The organism is Actinomadura sp. 7K534, from assembly GCF_004348575.1.
Taxonomy (GTDB): Bacteria; Actinomycetota; Actinomycetes; order Streptosporangiales; family Streptosporangiaceae; genus Spirillospora; species Spirillospora livida.
Genome location: NZ_SMKB01000015.1, coordinates 1 through 15,347 on the forward strand (window position 1 = coordinate 1; position 15,347 = coordinate 15,347).

The 15,347-nt window shown below is 72.2% G+C and carries 15 protein-coding genes; 9 read left to right on the top strand and 6 right to left on the bottom strand.

The window, feature by feature from the left end:
- The 5 genes from E1266_RS05425 to E1266_RS05445 all read left to right on the top strand — a co-directional run.
- A partial coding sequence (locus E1266_RS05425) for an extracellular solute-binding protein (RefSeq protein ID WP_207945435.1) occupies positions 1-1,461 on the top strand: 1,461 nt, incomplete at its 5' end.
- Positions 1,462-1,492: 31 nt separating this feature from the next.
- Positions 1,493-2,563, top strand: a complete 1,071-nt coding sequence (locus E1266_RS05430; RefSeq protein ID WP_132044350.1) for an ABC transporter ATP-binding protein — start codon at positions 1,493-1,495, stop codon at positions 2,561-2,563.
- Complete coding sequence (locus tag E1266_RS05435) at positions 2,560-3,504, top strand: sugar ABC transporter permease (RefSeq protein ID WP_207945436.1); 945 nt, start codon at positions 2,560-2,562, stop codon at positions 3,502-3,504. Before E1266_RS05430 ends, E1266_RS05435 begins: the two co-directional genes overlap by 4 nt.
- Positions 3,501-4,418 carry a carbohydrate ABC transporter permease gene (locus E1266_RS05440; RefSeq protein WP_132044352.1) on the top strand — a complete coding sequence of 306 codons (918 nt, stop codon included), beginning with the start codon at positions 3,501-3,503 and terminating at the stop codon, positions 4,416-4,418. The genes E1266_RS05435 and E1266_RS05440 overlap by 4 nt, the downstream gene beginning before the upstream one ends.
- A 64-nt stretch (positions 4,419-4,482) precedes the next feature.
- Positions 4,483-4,998, top strand: coding sequence for a YbhB/YbcL family Raf kinase inhibitor-like protein (locus tag E1266_RS05445; RefSeq protein ID WP_132044354.1), 516 nt, complete (start codon positions 4,483-4,485; stop codon positions 4,996-4,998).
- 101 nt (positions 4,999-5,099) lie between these two features.
- Here the strand turns inward: E1266_RS05445 and E1266_RS05450 are convergent, their stop codons facing one another.
- From E1266_RS05450 to E1266_RS05470, 5 genes are read right to left on the bottom strand one after another with little or no spacing between them, the layout of a single operon-like run.
- On the bottom strand, positions 5,100-5,885 hold the full coding sequence (locus E1266_RS05450; RefSeq protein WP_132044356.1) for an ABC transporter ATP-binding protein: 786 nt from the start codon (positions 5,883-5,885) through the stop codon (positions 5,100-5,102).
- Positions 5,882-6,901: an iron chelate uptake ABC transporter family permease subunit gene (locus tag E1266_RS05455; protein ID WP_132044358.1), complete on the bottom strand. Its 1,020-nt coding sequence runs from the start codon at positions 6,899-6,901 to the stop codon at positions 5,882-5,884. The genes E1266_RS05450 and E1266_RS05455 overlap by 4 nt, the downstream gene beginning before the upstream one ends.
- Positions 6,898-7,962: an iron chelate uptake ABC transporter family permease subunit gene (locus E1266_RS05460; protein ID WP_243718242.1), complete on the bottom strand. Its 1,065-nt coding sequence runs from the start codon at positions 7,960-7,962 to the stop codon at positions 6,898-6,900. The genes E1266_RS05455 and E1266_RS05460 overlap by 4 nt, the downstream gene beginning before the upstream one ends.
- Positions 7,949-8,782 (bottom strand): siderophore-interacting protein, encoded by an 834-nt coding sequence (locus tag E1266_RS05465; RefSeq protein WP_132044360.1) that lies wholly within the window; start codon positions 8,780-8,782, stop codon positions 7,949-7,951. The genes E1266_RS05460 and E1266_RS05465 overlap by 14 nt, the downstream gene beginning before the upstream one ends.
- 11 nt (positions 8,783-8,793) lie before the next feature.
- Complete coding sequence (locus E1266_RS05470; protein ID WP_132044362.1) at positions 8,794-9,789, bottom strand: ABC transporter substrate-binding protein; 996 nt, start codon at positions 9,787-9,789, stop codon at positions 8,794-8,796.
- Positions 9,790-9,910: 121 nt separating this feature from the next.
- Between E1266_RS05470 and E1266_RS05475 the strand changes: the two genes are divergently transcribed.
- A complete protein-coding gene (locus E1266_RS05475) occupies positions 9,911-10,765 on the top strand; it encodes an AraC family transcriptional regulator (protein WP_207945437.1) in 855 nt (284 codons plus the stop codon).
- 115 nt (positions 10,766-10,880) lie between these two features.
- On the opposite strand, the gene E1266_RS05480 is transcribed toward E1266_RS05475, so the two are convergent.
- On the bottom strand, positions 10,881-12,197 hold the full coding sequence (locus tag E1266_RS05480) for a lysine 2,3-aminomutase (RefSeq protein ID WP_207945438.1): 1,317 nt from the start codon (positions 12,195-12,197) through the stop codon (positions 10,881-10,883).
- Between the two features lie 379 nt (positions 12,198-12,576).
- Between E1266_RS05480 and E1266_RS05485 the strand changes: the two genes are divergently transcribed.
- The 3 genes from E1266_RS05485 (at position 12,577) to plsX (ending at position 15,293) form a co-directional block, all read left to right on the top strand.
- Entirely contained in the window at positions 12,577-13,452 is an 876-nt protein-coding gene (locus E1266_RS05485; protein WP_132044364.1) for an alpha/beta fold hydrolase, read from the top strand.
- 94 nt (positions 13,453-13,546) lie between these two features.
- Entirely contained in the window at positions 13,547-13,969 is a 423-nt protein-coding gene (locus E1266_RS05490) for a hypothetical protein (RefSeq protein ID WP_165965943.1), read from the top strand.
- A gap of 121 nt (positions 13,970-14,090) precedes the next feature.
- Positions 14,091-15,293 (top strand): phosphate acyltransferase PlsX, encoded by a 1,203-nt coding sequence (plsX, locus tag E1266_RS05495; protein WP_132044366.1) that lies wholly within the window; start codon positions 14,091-14,093, stop codon positions 15,291-15,293.
- Positions 15,294-15,347 lie beyond the last annotated feature (54 nt).

Here is a 15,347-nt window from a genome sequence, read left to right on the forward strand (position 1 = left end):
CCCGTCACCCCGGGGCTCGACGCCCTTCGAGGGGGGACGACCCCCCACTCCCCCCCGGTCGGCTCCGCCGGGCTCGACAGACGCGGATTCCTGGCTTCCAGCGCACTGGCGGCGGGTGCCTACGGGCTGCTGGCGGGCTGTGCCAGCGAGTCCAGCGGACCGCAGGCGAAGGGCTCCGGCGAGGCCCCGAAGGAGGTGTTCACCTCCCCCGCGACGAAACTGAGCGGCTCCCTCAGCATCCTGATGTGGAGCCACTTCGTGCCCCGGCACGACACCTGGTTCGACAAGTTCGTCGCCGACTGGGGCAAGAAGGTCGGCGTCGACGTCCGCGTCGACCACGTCAACACGGTGGACGTCCCCCGGCGCGCCGCCTCGGAGATCCAGGCGAAGCGCGGGCACGACCTCATCCAGCACATCGCGCCGCTCTCGCAGTACGAGCCGTCCGTCCTGGACATGGCCGACGTGGTCCAGGAGGCGAACAAGCGGTGGGGGCAGCAGCAGGAGCTGTGCCGCAAGTCGAGCTACAACCCCAACACCGAGAAGTTCTACGCCTACTGCCCCGGCTGGACGCCCGACCCGGGCGACTTCCGCCGGTCGATGTGGCAGAAGGTCGGCATGCCGAACGGCCCGGCGAGCTGGGACGACCTGCTGCGCGGCGCCTCCGAGATCAAGAAGCAGACCGGGGTGCCGTGCGGGATCGGGCTCTCCCCCGAGACCGACTCGAACATGGCGGCGCGGGCGCTGCTGTGGTCGTTCGGCGGCTCCGTCCAGGACGAGAACGAGCAGGTCGCGATCAACTCCGACGCGACCATCGCGGCCGTGGAGTACATGACCCGGCTGTTCAAGGAGGCGGAGACCAGCGAGGTCTTCTCGTGGAACCCCGCGTCCAACAACCAGGCGCTCATCGCCGGCAAGTCGTCCTACATCCTGAACTCGATCTCGGCGTGGCGCACCGCGATGAGCACGAACCGCGAGATCGGCGACGACATCTTCTTCGTCCCCGCCCTGCGCGGCCCGAAGGCGGCCCTGGCGGCGCAGCACGTGATCCAGCAGTGGATCGTCCCGACGTACGCCGGCAACGCGGACGCGGCCAAGGAGTTCCTGCTGCACTACACGGCGAACTTCCCGGCCGTGACGTACCACTCCGAGATGTACGACCTGCCGGCGTGGCCGTCGCTCGTCCCGCAGCTGAACGGCTGGCTGGACAACGACCCGTGGGGCGCCAAGCCCGCGAACAAGCTGAGCTTCCTGAAGGACTCCGTCTCGTGGAGCGCCAACATCGGCTACCCGGGCCCGTCCAACCCGGCGGTCGGCGAGACCTTCAACACCCACGTCCTGCCGACGATGTTCGGCCGCGCCGCCCGCGGCCAGGCGTCCCCGGAGGACGCCGTCGCCGAAGCCGAGGAATCGATCAAGAAGATCTTCGACAACTGGCGCTCCCGCGGCCTCGTAGGCGGCTGAGCCCGACCCCAAGCTCCCGGGAGGCACAGCCATGGAAACTGTCGAAGTGAAGGGACTCGTCAAGGCGTTCGACGGGCATCTGCGGGCGCGGCGGGGCCGGTCGGAGCAGGTGCTGGCGCTGGACGGCGTGGACCTGGCGGCGGAGCCCGGGGAGTACCTGGTGCTGCTCGGGCCGTCCGGGTGCGGGAAGACGACCCTGCTGCGGACGATCGCGGGCCTGGAGCAGCCGACGGAGGGCGAGGTGCTGATCGGCGGGCACGTGGTGAACGGGCTCCCGCCGCGGGTCCGGCAGATCGCGATGGTGTTCCAGTCGTACGCGCTGTATCCGCACAAGACGGTGCTGGACAACATCGTCTTCCCGCTGCGCGCGGAGGGGATGGAGCGGGCGGAGCGGGAGAAGAAGGCGGCGTGGGCGGCGGAGCTGCTGGAGATCACGCCGCTGCTGCGCCGCAAGCCGCGGCAGCTGTCCGGCGGGGAGCGGCAGCGGGTCGCGCTGGCGCGGGCGCTGGTGCGCGACCCGGCGGTGTTCCTGCTGGACGAGCCGCTGTCCAACCTGGACGCGAAGATGCGCGCGACGGCGCGCGACGAGCTGAAGCGCTTCCAGGAGCGGGTCGGCACCACCACGATCTACGTGACGCACGACCAGGCGGAGGCGATGGGGCTCGGCGACCGCATCGCGGTGCTGGAGCACGGCCGCGTCCGGCAGGTCGGGACGCCGCAGGAGGTGTACGACGACCCGGCGGACACGTTCGTCGCGACGTTCATCGGGTCGCCGCCGATGAACCTGGTGAAGCGCGAGGACCGCCTGGTGGGGTTCCGTCCCGAGCATCTGCTGCCCGCCGAGAACGTCGCGTCCGAGCGGGTCACGATGCCGCTGCGCGTCGAGCGGATGGAGTACCTGTCCGGAGACCGGCACGTGTACGGGACGGTCACGGGCATCGGCGAGGAGACCCGGGTCATCGCGCGGCTGCCCGCCACGGTGGCGACGCCGCTGACGGCCGGGGAGACGCACGAGTTCGCGGTGCCGGCCGACCGGTTCCGGTTCTTCGACGCCGCGGAGGGCGTCCGGACGGCCGCGGTGCCGATCGGGGGCGCCTCGTGACGGACGTGAAGACCGAGGCGGAGCCGGTCGAGGCGGGCGGGCGCCGGGAGCGGCCGAAGGTCGGGCTCGCCGACCGCGACGGGTTCCTCGCGTGGGTGATGCTGCTGCCGTCGGTCGTCTACATCATCGCGCTGGTCGGCATCCCGTTCCTGCTGGCGATCGCGTTCGCGTTCTCGGACGTGACGACCGGCGACCCGTCGTTCGACTTCGTCGGGTTCGCCAACTTCGGCGACGTGTTCGACGACCGGGTGTTCTGGCGCTCGCTGCGGAACACGCTGGTCTTCACCGTCGTGAGCATGCTGCTGATCGTGGTGTTCGGGAAGATCCTGGCGAACATCCTCGTCGCCGACTTCCGCGGCAAGTGGTTCGTCCGGTTCCTGGTGCTGCTGCCGTGGACGACGCCGGTGGCGCTGTCGACGGTCTCCTGGCTGTGGTTCCTCGACTCGATCTTCTCGCCGGTCGACTGGGTGCTGCGCAACGTCGGGCTGATCGACGCGAACGTCGTGTGGCTCGGCGAGCCGGGCACGGCGATGGCGTCGGTGATCGCGGTGCACGTGTGGCGGCTGACGCCGCTGGCCGCGGTGATCGTGATGGCCGGGCTGATCGCCATCCCCAAAGACCTCGACGAGGCCGCGCGGATCGACGGGGCCGGGTTCTGGCGGCGGATGTTCGAGGTGACGATCCCGCTGACCATGCCGGTGATCGCGGTGGCGGCGCTGTTCGGCGCGATCCTGACGTTCACCGACATGACCGTCCCGTACGTGCTGACGCGGGGCGGCCCGACGCACTCGACGGACGTGCTGGCGTCGTGGGCGTACTTCCGCGGCATCGAGGGCGGCGACGTCGGCCAGGGCGCGGCGATCGCGCTGTTCCTGTTCCCGCTGCTGCTCGCGGCCGCGGTCGCGATCCTGCGCGCCGTCCGACGGCTGGAGGCCCGATGACCACGACCGCGCCCGCCGAGAAGCCCGTCGGGAAGGTGCCCGCGGACGAGATGGAGCGGCTGCGGCGGCGGTACGGGCGCCGGCACGTCGCGGCCCGGTGCGGGGTGTACGGGGCGGCGGTCACCGCGGCGCTGCTGTGCGCGCTGCCGTTCCTGTGGAGCGTGATCAGCGCGTTCAAGCAGAACCAGGACCTGTACAACCCGGTGAGCAACCCGTTCTTCTTCAACATGCCCGCGACGCCCGACCACGTGACGTTCCTGTTCACCGACACGCCGTTCCTGACGTTCGTGGTCAACACGCTGATCGTCGGGGCCGCCGTGGTGGCGGTCACGCTGGCGCTGGCGCTGCCCGCCGCGTACTCCCTCGCGCGCCTCGACCGGCCGTGGGGCACGCCGATGGGCATCGCGATCTTCATGGTGTACCTGGTGCCGCCGTCGCTGCTGTTCCTGTCGCTGACGCGCGTCGTGGTCGCGCTGCACCTGGAGAACACGCTCTGGTCGATGATCGTCGTGTATCCGACGATCACGGTCCCGGTGTCGGTGTGGCTGCTGATCGGCTTCCTCAAGGCCGTCCCGAAGGACGTCGAGGAACAGGCCATGGTGGACGGCTACAGCCGCCTGGGCGCGTTCCTGCGGGCGGTGATGCCGCTGGTGTTCCCGGGGATCGTCGCGGTCGTGGTGTTCAGCTTCACGCTCACGTCCAGCGAGTTCGTGTACGCGCTGGCGTTCGTGTCGTCCAGCCCCGAGATGGTGATCAGCACCGGCGTGCCGACACAGCTGATCCGCGGGGACGTGTTCTTCTGGCAGTCCCTGCAGGCGTCCGCGGTGATCACGGCGGTACCGATCGCGTTCCTGTTCAACCTGTTCCTCGACCGCTTCGTCACCGGCTTCACGATGGGCGCCGTCAAGACCTGACGCCTCCTGATAGGGATGGAGGGTAGGAAGATCCCTGCAGAAACGTCCCGACTAGGAGGTCACCATGGCCGGCAAGCCGCCGCTTCCGCACGAGTACCTGCCCGAGGTCCCGTCGTTCACGGTCACCAGCGACGACGTCACCGAAGGCGAGCGTCTCCCGAACGGCCAGGTCTTCGACGACTGGGGGTTCAGCGGCGACAACGACTCCCCGCACCTGCGCTGGTCGGGGTTCCCGCCCGAGACCAAGAGCTTCGCGGTGACGTGCTTCGACCCGGACGCGCCGACCGGCAGCGGCTTCTGGCACTGGATCCTGTTCGACATCCCCGCGAACGTGACCGAGCTGCCCACCGGCGCCGGCTCCGAGGACTCCAAGGTCGGCATCCACGCCCGCAGCGACTTCGGGATCAAGGCGTACGGCGGCGCCGCGCCGCCGCCCGGCGACCCGCACCGCTACGTGTTCACCGTCCACGCCCTGGACGTCGAGTCACTCGGCCTCGACTCCGACACGATGCCCGCCGTCGTCGGCTTCAACATCACCGGCCACACCCTGGCCCGCGCCACGATCATCCCGGTTTACTAGTGCCGGCCCAGGGGGGCGACCCCCTGGAACCCCCGGTCCGCACGGGGCACCGTTTCCCGATCCGCTGGCGCGTCTCGTGAAACGGCGCCCCGTGCGGCGGGTCAGTCTGTGCCGGCATTCGGGACGATCATCGGGGTGCCGGTCACCGGGTCGGGGACTATTACGCACGACAGGTCGAACACCTCCTTGATGAGGGCGGTGTCGACGATGTCGGCGGGGGCGCCGGCGGCGACGACGCGGCCGTCGCGCATCGCGATGAGGTGGTCGGCGAAGCGGCACGCCTGGTTGATGTCGTGCAGGACGGCGATGATCGTCCGGCCTTCGTCGCGGAGCCGGGCCAGCAGGGTGAGCAGCTGGTACTGGTGGGTGATGTCGAGGAAGGTGGTGGGCTCGTCCAGCAGCAGGTAGGACGTCTCCTGCGCGAGGACCATCGCGACCCAGACGCGCTGCCGCTGCCCGCCGGACAGGCTCTCCACCGTCCGCTCGGCCAGCTCGGTGACGCCGGCCGCCTTCATCGCCGCCGCCACCGCGCGCTCGTCCTCCCGCGACCAGGTGGACAGCAGCGTCTGGTGCGGGTAGCGGCCGCGGGCGACGAGCTGCCGCACCGCGATGTTCTCCGGCGCGACGAGCCCCTGCGGCAGGAACCCGATCTCGCGGGCGATGGCCTTCGGCCGGTAGTCGCGGACGTCGCGGCCGTCGAAGCGCACCCGCCCGGCCGCGGGCGCCAGCAGCCGGGCGAAGGAGCGCAGCAGCGTCGACTTGCCGCAGGCGTTGGCGCCGACGACGGCGGTGAACGCCCGGTCGGGGACGTCGACGGTCAGGTCCGCCGACACCACCCGGTCGCCGTAGGCGAGGGTGACGTCGTCGGCGGTGAGGCGTCCGTTCACGGCTTCCTCATCTCCATGATCAGCAGCCAGGTGAGGTAGGCGCCGCCGATCACCGTCGTGACCACCCCGACGGGCAGCTGGACGGGGGCGAGCACCGTCTGGGCGGCGAGGTCGGCGGCCAGCAGGAGCAGCGCCCCGGTCAGCGCGGCGGGCAGCGCCGGCGTCCCGGCGGCACCGGCGAGACGCCGGCCGATCTGCGGCGCGGCGAGCGCGACGAACACGATCGGCCCGGTCGCGGACGTGACGGTGGCGGTGAGGCCGACGCCCGTGATGATGACCAGCAGCCGGTACCGGTTCAGCGCCACCCCGGACGTCGCGGCCACCTCGTCGCCGAGCGCGGCCTGGCCCATGGTGCGGGACAGCGCGGCGAGCAGCAGCCCCAGCGCGGCGATGATGAGGAACGGCACGCGGACCTCGGCCCAGTCCAGGCCGTTCAGGGAGCCCGCGCTCCATCCGGTGGCGGCGATCGCCACGTCCAGCTGGGCGCGCAGCACGATCCAGTTGTTGACCGCGGTCATCATCGCGTTCACCGCGATCCCGATCACGATGAGGCGCAGGCCGCTGAGCCCGGACCGCAGCGACAGCGCGTAGACGACGGCGGCCGCGGCGAGCCCGCCGGTGAGCGAACCCGCGGCGAGCCCGGCCGCCATCCCGCCGAACACGGTGATCGCGATCAGCACTCCGGTGTAGGCGCCGGCGTCCAGGCCGATCACGTCGGGGCTGCCGAGCGCGTTGCGGGTCACGTTCTGGAAGACCGCGCCGGCGGCGCCGAGGGCCGCGCCGAAGACCAGCGCCGCGGTCACCCGGGGCAGCCGCCACTCCTGGACGATCAGCGCCGCGTCCCCCTGCCCGGCGAGCGCCGCCAGGACCTCGCCGGGCGGGTCCCACGAGTCGCCGCGGCAGAGCGCGGCGAAGCCGAGCAGCAGCGCGGCGGCGACCAGCGCGAGCGACGCAACGGCCGTCCGCCGCTCGACCAGCGCGGACAGCCGTCCCGCGCGCAGTACCAGGGTGCTCACAGCTCCACCGCCCCGTACCGCCGGACGACCCAGATCAGCGCGGGGCCGCCGAGAAACGCGGTGACGACGGCCACGGGCACCTCGCCGGTCGGCAGCAGCACCCGCGCCCCGATGTCGGAGACGAGCATCAGGATGGGGCCGAGCAGCATCGTGTAGCCCATCAGCCACGGGATCGACCCGCGGGCGGCGTGCCGCGCCAGGTGCGGGACGATCAGCCCGACGAACGCGATCGGCCCCGCGACGGCGGTCGCGGCGCCGGCCAGGACGGTGACGAGCGCCAGCACCGCCACCCTCGTGCGGGCGACGCGGGCGCCGAGCGCGTGCGCGACGTCCTCGCCGAGCGCGATCCCCGACAGGGGGCGGGTCGCCAGCAGCGCGCCGGCGAGGGCGAGGACGATCGCGAGCAGCGGCACCTCGAACGGCGTCTGCTCCCGCCCGGCGAGCGACCCGACCGACCAGAACCGGAACCGGTCCAGGACGTCCGGGTACAGCAGCCGCAGCGCGAGCGACATCCCCGACAGCACGAACGTGAAGGCGACGCCGGCGAGGACGAGCCGCAGCGGAACGGTCCGGCCGACGCCGTAGACCACCAGCGAGGCGATCACCGCGCCGACCAGCGCGAGCCCGAGCTGGGCGGTCTGCGACCCGGCGATCCCGAGTACCGTGCCGACGGTGATCGCGAACCCGGCGCCGGAGGTCACGCCGAGGATGCCGGGCTCGGCCAGGGGGTTGCGGGTCAGCGTCTGGATGAGCGTGCCCGCGGTGCCGAGGGCCGCGCCCACGCAGATGGCGAGGATCGTCCGCGGCACCCGGATGTCGCGGACGATCACGTGCTCGTTCGTCGCCGCGTAGCCGGTCAGCGCCCGCCACACCTCCTGCGGCGGCGTGCGGCCCGCCCCGACGGCCAGGCTCGCGCCCGCGCAGACCGCCAGGAGCAGGACGGCGCCCGCCAGGAGCACGACCCGCCGGTCCAGGCCGGGCCGGGGGGACGCGGAAGGAGCGGAGCCCGCCTCCACCAGGCCGGGCCCCGCCGCTCCGGGCGCCGGATCAGTCGTCCTCAAGCCCCGCCACTCCGCGCTTCCAGTAGCCGGTGAACAGCGCGTCCAGCCGCCCCTCGCCCTTGAGCTCGCGGGCCCAGGCGCGCAGCGGCTTGATCGCCCCCGCCTCCCCGGCGGCGAACAGGAACGTGCGGCCCGCGGGCGGATCGAGCGCCCGGACGGCGTCCGCCAGCGGGGACCGCTCGCCGTCCCGGACGAGCCAGGTGACCTCCACCCCGTCGCGGGCCGCGAGCGGGTAGGCGTGGTCGGCGGCGTCCCCGGTCTCGATGACCAGCCGGGCGGACACGTCCTGCGGGGACTCCTCCAGCCACCGCGCCGCGGCGGGCAGCGCGGTGGCGTCGACCGCGAACAGGTAGTGGTCGTAGTTGTGCGGGAACGCCTTGGCGCCCGGCGGCCCGGCGACCGCGACCTCGTCCCCCGGCCGGGCGGCCGCCGCCCAGTCCGAGGCGAGCCCGCCCGGGTGCAGGACGAAGTCGAGGTCGAGTTCGCGGGCCTCGGCGTCGAAGCGGCGGATCGTGTACTTGCGGGCGGGCGGCAGCGGCCTCGGCCAGTCGAGTTCGAGGTCGGCGTTGACGACCGGGAGGCGGCGGGCGCCGTCCGCGTCCGGGAAGACGATCTTCACGTGGTCGTCGGCCTGGTAGGTGTGGAAGCCGTCCAGCTCCGGCCCGCCGGCCGTCAGCCGCAGGATGTTGCGCGTGAGCTGCTCGCGGCGCACCACCCGGACGGTGCGGATGCCGATCGGGTACCCGATGCGGCGGACGCCCGCGCCCGTCCGGTGGTGCTCCAGGACCCGGCCGCGCGGATCCCGCCGGTCGATGCTCACCGGTGCCCCGCTCACTGCCCGAGCAGCGGCGCGAGCGCCTTGTCGACCTCGTCCAGCGTCCGCATCGCCGACTCGTAGGTCGCCGCCTCGGTGTAGCGGAGGGGGATGGCCTTGCCGTCCTTGACGGCCGGCAGGTTCTTCCACAGCTTGGAGTCGAGCACGTACTTCACCTCCGCGGCGGGCTTGCCGTCGGCCTCGACCGTGTAGGTGATGGCGTCGGCGTCCCCGAGGCTCTTGGGCAGTTCCTCGATGGAGGGGTACTCGCTGACGTCCTCGGCGCCGCCGCCCTTCTCCTTGACCTCGCCGTAGTAGGTGACGCCCATGTCCTGGGCGATGTTGGTCCCCCACGAGCCCGCGAACTCGCGCATGAACGTCCCGGCGGAGATGTCGCCGTAGGCGCCGACGTGCCCGAACTTCACGCCCGCCAGAGCGTCCTGGTACTTGGCCTTGAGGTCCGCGGCCTTCTTCTCGTACGCGGCCTTCGCCGTCGCGAGCTCGCCGCTCTGGCCGGCGGCGTCGGCCTGCCGCTGCGAGAGCTCGCGCCACGCCGACGGCAGCGTCGGCCCGATGACCGCGACCGGGGCGATCGATTCGAGGCGCTTCAGGTCAAGGTCGGCGAGGGCGGGCTTCGGGACGCCGATGACGATGAGGTCCGGGTCGGCCTTGGCGACGGCCTCGTAGTTGGTGTCGGCGGCCCGCTCCCCCGCGACCTTGGTGAGGCCGTCGTACGTCTTGCGGTCGTCCTCGCTCATCAGCGGCAGGCCGCGCTTCCAGGACGAGATCCCGACCAGCTTCGCCTTGGCCTCGATGAGGACCGGCACGGCGTATCCGGTGGCGACGACCCGCTGCGGCTCGACGGGGATCGTGACCTTGCCGTTGTCGGCCTCGAAGACCCGCGTCTCGGCGGAGCCGCCGGACGCGGAGTCCGAGCCGGATCCGCAGGCGGTGGCGAGGACGAGCGCGGCGGCCACCGCGCCGGCGAGTCTCCAGGGCTTGCGAGAGTGCATGGTCGTGTTTCCTTCAGGGTGTTGCAGGGACGCTCGGGGGCCGGCACCCCGCTGACATGGGCCGACGCCTGGTTAGGTTAGCCTTACTTAAATCGCGCCCATATCGCTGAGAGGACATCCTGTGCTGGTCACACGACACCTCTGGGACGATCCCGAGTCGTGCGAGGAGTACGGCTACGGCCTCGGCGCACCCGACGGGATCCTCGTGCTCAAGTACCGCTCGTCGGGCGGCCTGGCGTTCGGCGAGAACCGCGAGGACTTCCTGCACCAGCTCTACTGGTCACCGGACGGCATCCTCGCGACGCTGTACGGGTCGGCCACCACGTTCCTCGGACCGGGCGAGGCGTTCTGGGTGAGGCGCGCCGTCAGCCACGATGTGCGCGCGGGCGACCGGCAGACCGTCTACCGCATCTGCCTGCGCGAGGCGCCGGCCGCCCTGAACGGCCTCCGCGCAGGCCCCGCGACGATCGACGCCGAAGCCGCGCGGCTGATCGAGACGATCGCCCGCCGCGGCTGCGACGAGGCGACCGCGCTCGCCGCCCGCCGCCGCATCCTGAGCGGCCTCGGGGCATCGTCCGCTCCCGCGCCCCCGGCGCACGTCCACGGGACGGGCCTGGCGCTGTCCGTCGCCCGCGCCCTCTCCCACGACCCCGCCGACCCGACCCGCCTCGACGAGTGGGCCGAGCGGCTGCGGGTGAGCACCAAGACGCTGCAGCGCGACTTCGTCCGCGAGTTCGGCATGCCCTACACCCAGTGGCGGACCCGCCTCCGCCTGCGCGCCGCCCGCGTCCTCCTGGACTCCCACCCGGTCACCAAGGTCGCCCACCAGGTCGGCTACGCCAGCGCCTCGGCCTTCATCACGGCCTTCACCAAGGAATACGGCCAGACCCCCGGGAGTATCGCCCCAGGGGGGCGAGCCCCTGGAACCCCCGCCCCGCACGACGAACCGTTTCCCGATCCGCTCCGCGTCTCGTGAAACGGCCCGCTTTGTCGCCCAAGGGGCGACCCCCTGGAACCCCCGCTCCGCACGACGAGCCGTTTCCCGATCCGCTCCGCGTCTCGTGAAACGGCCCGCCGTGCGGCGGGCCGTCCTACTTCTGCCAGGGGAAGCGGTCGGTGAAGGCCGGCTTCAGGTCGTCCAGCCAGACCGCGTTGGGGTCGTACTGCGCGTAGAAGGGCTTGCCCACCAGGTCGGCGTCGCGGCACTGGATGAGGTGCAGCGCGAACGCCTTCTCACCGGCCAGGTCCACGACGCCGTCCACGCAGACCTTGCCCGGGGTGGCGGACATGGAGGGTCCGCGGACGGTGCGGGCGAGGCCGGAGACGTTCTTGTAGGCGTCCCGGAAGATGTCGTACGCCTCGGCGAGCGGGACGGCGAAGTAGTCCTGCGGGCCCGTGTCGCGCTCGACGAACATGTAGTACGGGACCAGGCCCATCCGGGTCTGGGTGCGCCACATGCTCTCCCAGTCGGCCGCGTTGTCGTTGATCGTGCGGATCAGCGGCGCCTGGGTGCGGATGATCGCGCCGGTGTCGCGGATGCGGCGGCACGCCTCGGCGACCATGAGCGGTTCCAGCTCGCGCGGGTGGGAGAAGTGCGCCATGAACGCGAGGTTCTTGCCCGACGCCACGACCTGCTCGAACAGGCGGAGCATGTCGTCGGCGTCCGGGTCGGTGACGAACTTCTGCGGCCAGTAGGCGAGGGACTTGGTGCCGATGCGGATCGACTCGAGCTGGTCGAGTTCGAGCAGCGGCTCGACGTAGCGGCGCAGCACGGTCTCGCCCATGATCATGGCGTCCCCGCCGGTGAACAGCACGCTGGTCACCTCGGGGTGCGAGACGATGTAGTCGCGCAGGGCGGTGACGTCGTCGCCCGCCATCTTGAGGTCGGCCTCGCCGACGAACTGGGCCCAGCGGAAGCAGTACGTGCAGTACGCGTGGCAGGTCTGCCCCTGCTTCGGGAAGTACAGGACGGTCTCGTCGTACTTGTGCTGCATCCCGGGGATCTTGCCGTCGCCGAAGCTCGGGATGTTGAGCTCCATCTGCCCGGCGGGGTGCGGGTTCAGCTTCATCCGCACGCGGTGGGCGGCGGCCTCGACCTCGGCCTTGGGCGCCTCGCGGCGCAGGAGGTCGGACAGGTGCGCGACGTCCTCGGGCGGGAGCATGTCCTCCTGCGGGAACACCAGCCGGTAGATCGGGTCGTCGGGCGCTGCCGACCAGTCGATGAGCTCCTCAATGACGTACGCGTTCGTCCGGAACGGCAGGACCGTGGCCACCGCCCGGGTCGCGAGGCGCTGCGCGGACGACAGCCCCGCACGAGCGGTCAGCTCGTCGAGGTGCTTCGCCGTGAAGGCGCGGAACTTGCGACCAGTGGACCGCACTGCCGGCGCCGCGTCGTTCACCAGTGTCACGTGTTGGTACTCCTTGCTGTCAGCGGGGAAGCGCACCCCCCGGGTGCGTCGTCACGGACGGTGATCAGAAGTTCGTGGGACACCCCCATTCAACCGTTTAGGACGGGTTCCTGCCGAATTGATACCCCCTAGCCGGTCGGAAAAAAGCTGGTCAAGGACGATCCAGACAAATCGCCTGGACATCATCGTTGACTTTTCGCCGCTTGTACAACGACTACGGCACGTCAACATCTTCGTTCGGCGAAGGGCAAGGTTCCGCAGCGGTCACCGGCGCGGACGCTGCCAGGGGTTTCGCGGGCGCGCCGCCGGGTCTGCCGCGGCCGCGGCGTTCGGAAATACTGGGCGCGGCGGGACGGGACCGGGCGGCCGAGGGGGCGCGATGGGCGAGATCGTGAACGTGGGGCGCGAGCAGGTGCACGCCGTCGAGTCCGGGCCGGTGGACGGGATCCCGCTGCTGCTGGCCTCCGGCCTCGGCGGCGCCTGGTTCGACTGGGACCCGACCGCCGCCCTCCTCCGGGAGCGGTACCGGGTGACGGTGTTCGACCGCCCCGGGCTCGGCCTCAGCCCCGCCGGGGTCGCCCGGCCCACGCTGCGCCGCGACGCCGCGATCCTGGCGGCGCTGGCCGAGCGCGCCGGGCGGCCGGTGGTCGTCCTCGCGCACTCGATGGCCGCGTTCCACGCCGAGGCACTGGCCAGGCTGCGGCCCGAGCTCGTGCGGGGGACGGTGCTCGTCGACCCGAGCCACGAGCCCGAGGCGCGTGCGGCCGTCCGCCCGGCGGCGGTGCTGACCCCGCTGGCCACGGCGGCCGGTGTGCTGCTCGGCGCGACCCGGCTCGCGCGGGCCGCCGGGCCGTCCGGGCGGCGGCTGGCCCTCCGCGGGACGAGCCGCCGCGAGGACGCCGTCCCCGGGGACGTCATCCGCTCTGTCTACGGGCGCGGGACGGTCATCGGGACCGTGCTCGCGGAGGAACTGGCGTACCGGGAGGCGGCCGCCGACCTGGCGCGGCTGCGCGAGCGGCGGCCGTTCCCGCCCGTCCCGCTCGTGGTCGTGACGGCGCTGGGCGACGTGGCCGGGCCCGGCAGGAAGCGGGAGTGGGCGCGCGGGCACGCGCGGCTCGCCGAGATGAGCCCGCTCGGGCGGCAGGTCGTGCTCCCGGACGCCCTCCACATGGTGCCGCTCGACCGCCCCGGCGTGCTCGCCGACGCGGTCGCCGGCGTGTGCGGCGCCGAGGTCGCGGAGCACGAGGGCGTGTGACTCGCGGACCGGCAACGAATCCGCATACGAAACGAAAAGATCAATCACCTGGTGCATACGCTCTCCTACTGTCGGTGACTACACCTGTGTGGAGATGACTCAAACGGTCCAGCAACTCGGCCGTAAGAAGATCCTGATCCTGGCGGCCGCCGCCGCGCTCCTGGTGCTGGCACTGGTGGGCGGCGCCGTCGCGTACCTGGTGTTCCGCGGCGAGGAGCTGACCTACCAGACCCAGGCGGCGATGCGGAAGGCGCTGCCGGTGACGGCCGCCGCCGAGCTGCACGAGCACGGCGTCAAGCTCGCCGAGCCGCTGAAGTGCGCGGACCTGCCCGGTGCCACGCAGGACAAGCTGCGGGTGTCCTGCGCCGGGACGACCTCGGACAAGAAGCCGGTCGCGGTCTTCGGCAGCGGCGACCGGGAGACGGCCGAGAGCCACTACACGATCCTCGTCGCCGGGAAGCCCGTGGTGGAGAACGCGCCGTGCCTGGGCGCCGACTGCCACGGTGAGGAGGGCTAGCCCGGAGGGTGACGATCACCACTCCGGCCGGGTGCCGTCAAGACGGGTGAAAGAACGTCCTACGATGCGATGAGCTGCGTTCTTGCGGCGCACCGCGTTCTTCCACCCTTCTGGAGCGGCCATGACCGGCGATGGCGAGCCGCCGCGCCCCGCGACGCCTCGCCGCGGGACGGCGCCCCGCCCGCTGCCCATCGCGGTGGACACCATGGGCGGCGACCACGCCCCGGAGGAGATCGTCGCCGGTGCGGTGGCCGCGGTCCGCGACCACGACGTCCGCCTCGTGCTCGTCGGGCAGGCGTGGCGGATCCGGCGCGAGCTGGACCTGTACGGCATGGTCGGCAAGATCCCGATCGTGCACGCCGACGAGGCCCTCGACATGGGCGAGGGCGCGCTGGCGAGCTGGCGCAAGCCCCGCTCGTCCATCGCGATCGCCTGCCATCTGATCAAGCAGGGCCGGGCGTCGGCGCTGGTGTCGGCGGGCAGCACCGCCGGAGTCGTGGCGACGTCGCGGCTGCGGCTGAAGGGGCAGCAGGGCGTGCTGCGCCCGGCGATCGCGGTGACGCTGCCGACGCGGCCGCGTCCCACGATCATGCTGGACGCGGGCGCCACCACGGACGTCAAGCCGGAGGGCCTCGTCCAGTTCGCCGCGCTCGGCACCGCCTACGCGCAGATCCTGCTGGGGCTCGAACGCCCGACCGTCGGGCTCCTGACGATCGGCACCGAACCGGCCAAGGGCAACAAGACGACCAGGCGCGCGCACGAGCTGCTCACCACCGGCAGCCACGGCATGGAGTTCACGGGCAACGTCGAGGGCCACGACCTCCTGACGGGCAAGGTCGACGTCGTCGTCACCGACGGGTTCACCGGCAACGTCGCGCTCAAGACCATGGAGGGCACGATCCGGACGGCGTTCGCGGAGGTCCGCGACGCGATGACGTCCACCCCGGCCGCGCGGATGGGCGCCCTCCTGCAGCGCCGCCGCTTCCAGGACCTCCGCGACCGCCTCGACCCCGACACCTACGGCGGCGGCGTCCTGCTCGGCTTGAACGGGACGGTCGTCATCGCGCACGGCGCGTCCCGGGCCCGGGCCATCACGTCGGCGTGCGACCTCGCGCACCGGCTCGCCGCCGGGCGGATCGTGGAGCGGATCCGCGAGCAGGTCGCGCTGACCCGCACGTCGCGGTTCGGGCGCTGGACGCACGGCGACCGGGACGGCGCCGACCGGCCGCCGGACCGGACCCCCGAGGACGTCCCGCGCCTGCCGGAGGCGCGCCCCGCCGCCGACACCGTGCCCGACCGCAAGGAGCCGCCCGCCGCGCCGTAGCCCGCGGGGCGGAAAACCGGGTCCGGGCGGCGGCCGGGCGCCGATAACCTTGGC

What these genes read in the sequence shown, in the direction of transcription:
- E1266_RS05485 (WP_132044364.1), top strand. Translation starts at nt 12,577, where the DNA reads ATGGGCGAGATCGTGAACGTGGGGCGCGAGCAGGTGCACGCCGTCGAG.
- E1266_RS05490 (WP_165965943.1), top strand. Translation starts at nt 13,547, where the DNA reads ATGACTCAAACGGTCCAGCAACTCGGCCGTAAGAAGATCCTGATCCTG.
- E1266_RS05470 (WP_132044362.1), bottom strand. Translation starts at nt 9,789, where the DNA reads ATGCACTCTCGCAAGCCCTGGAGACTCGCCGGCGCGGTGGCCGCCGCG.
- E1266_RS05445 (WP_132044354.1), top strand. Translation starts at nt 4,483, where the DNA reads ATGGCCGGCAAGCCGCCGCTTCCGCACGAGTACCTGCCCGAGGTCCCG.
- plsX (WP_132044366.1), top strand. Translation starts at nt 14,091, where the DNA reads ATGACCGGCGATGGCGAGCCGCCGCGCCCCGCGACGCCTCGCCGCGGG.
- E1266_RS05440 (WP_132044352.1), top strand. Translation starts at nt 3,501, where the DNA reads ATGACCACGACCGCGCCCGCCGAGAAGCCCGTCGGGAAGGTGCCCGCG.
- E1266_RS05430 (WP_132044350.1), top strand. Translation starts at nt 1,493, where the DNA reads ATGGAAACTGTCGAAGTGAAGGGACTCGTCAAGGCGTTCGACGGGCAT.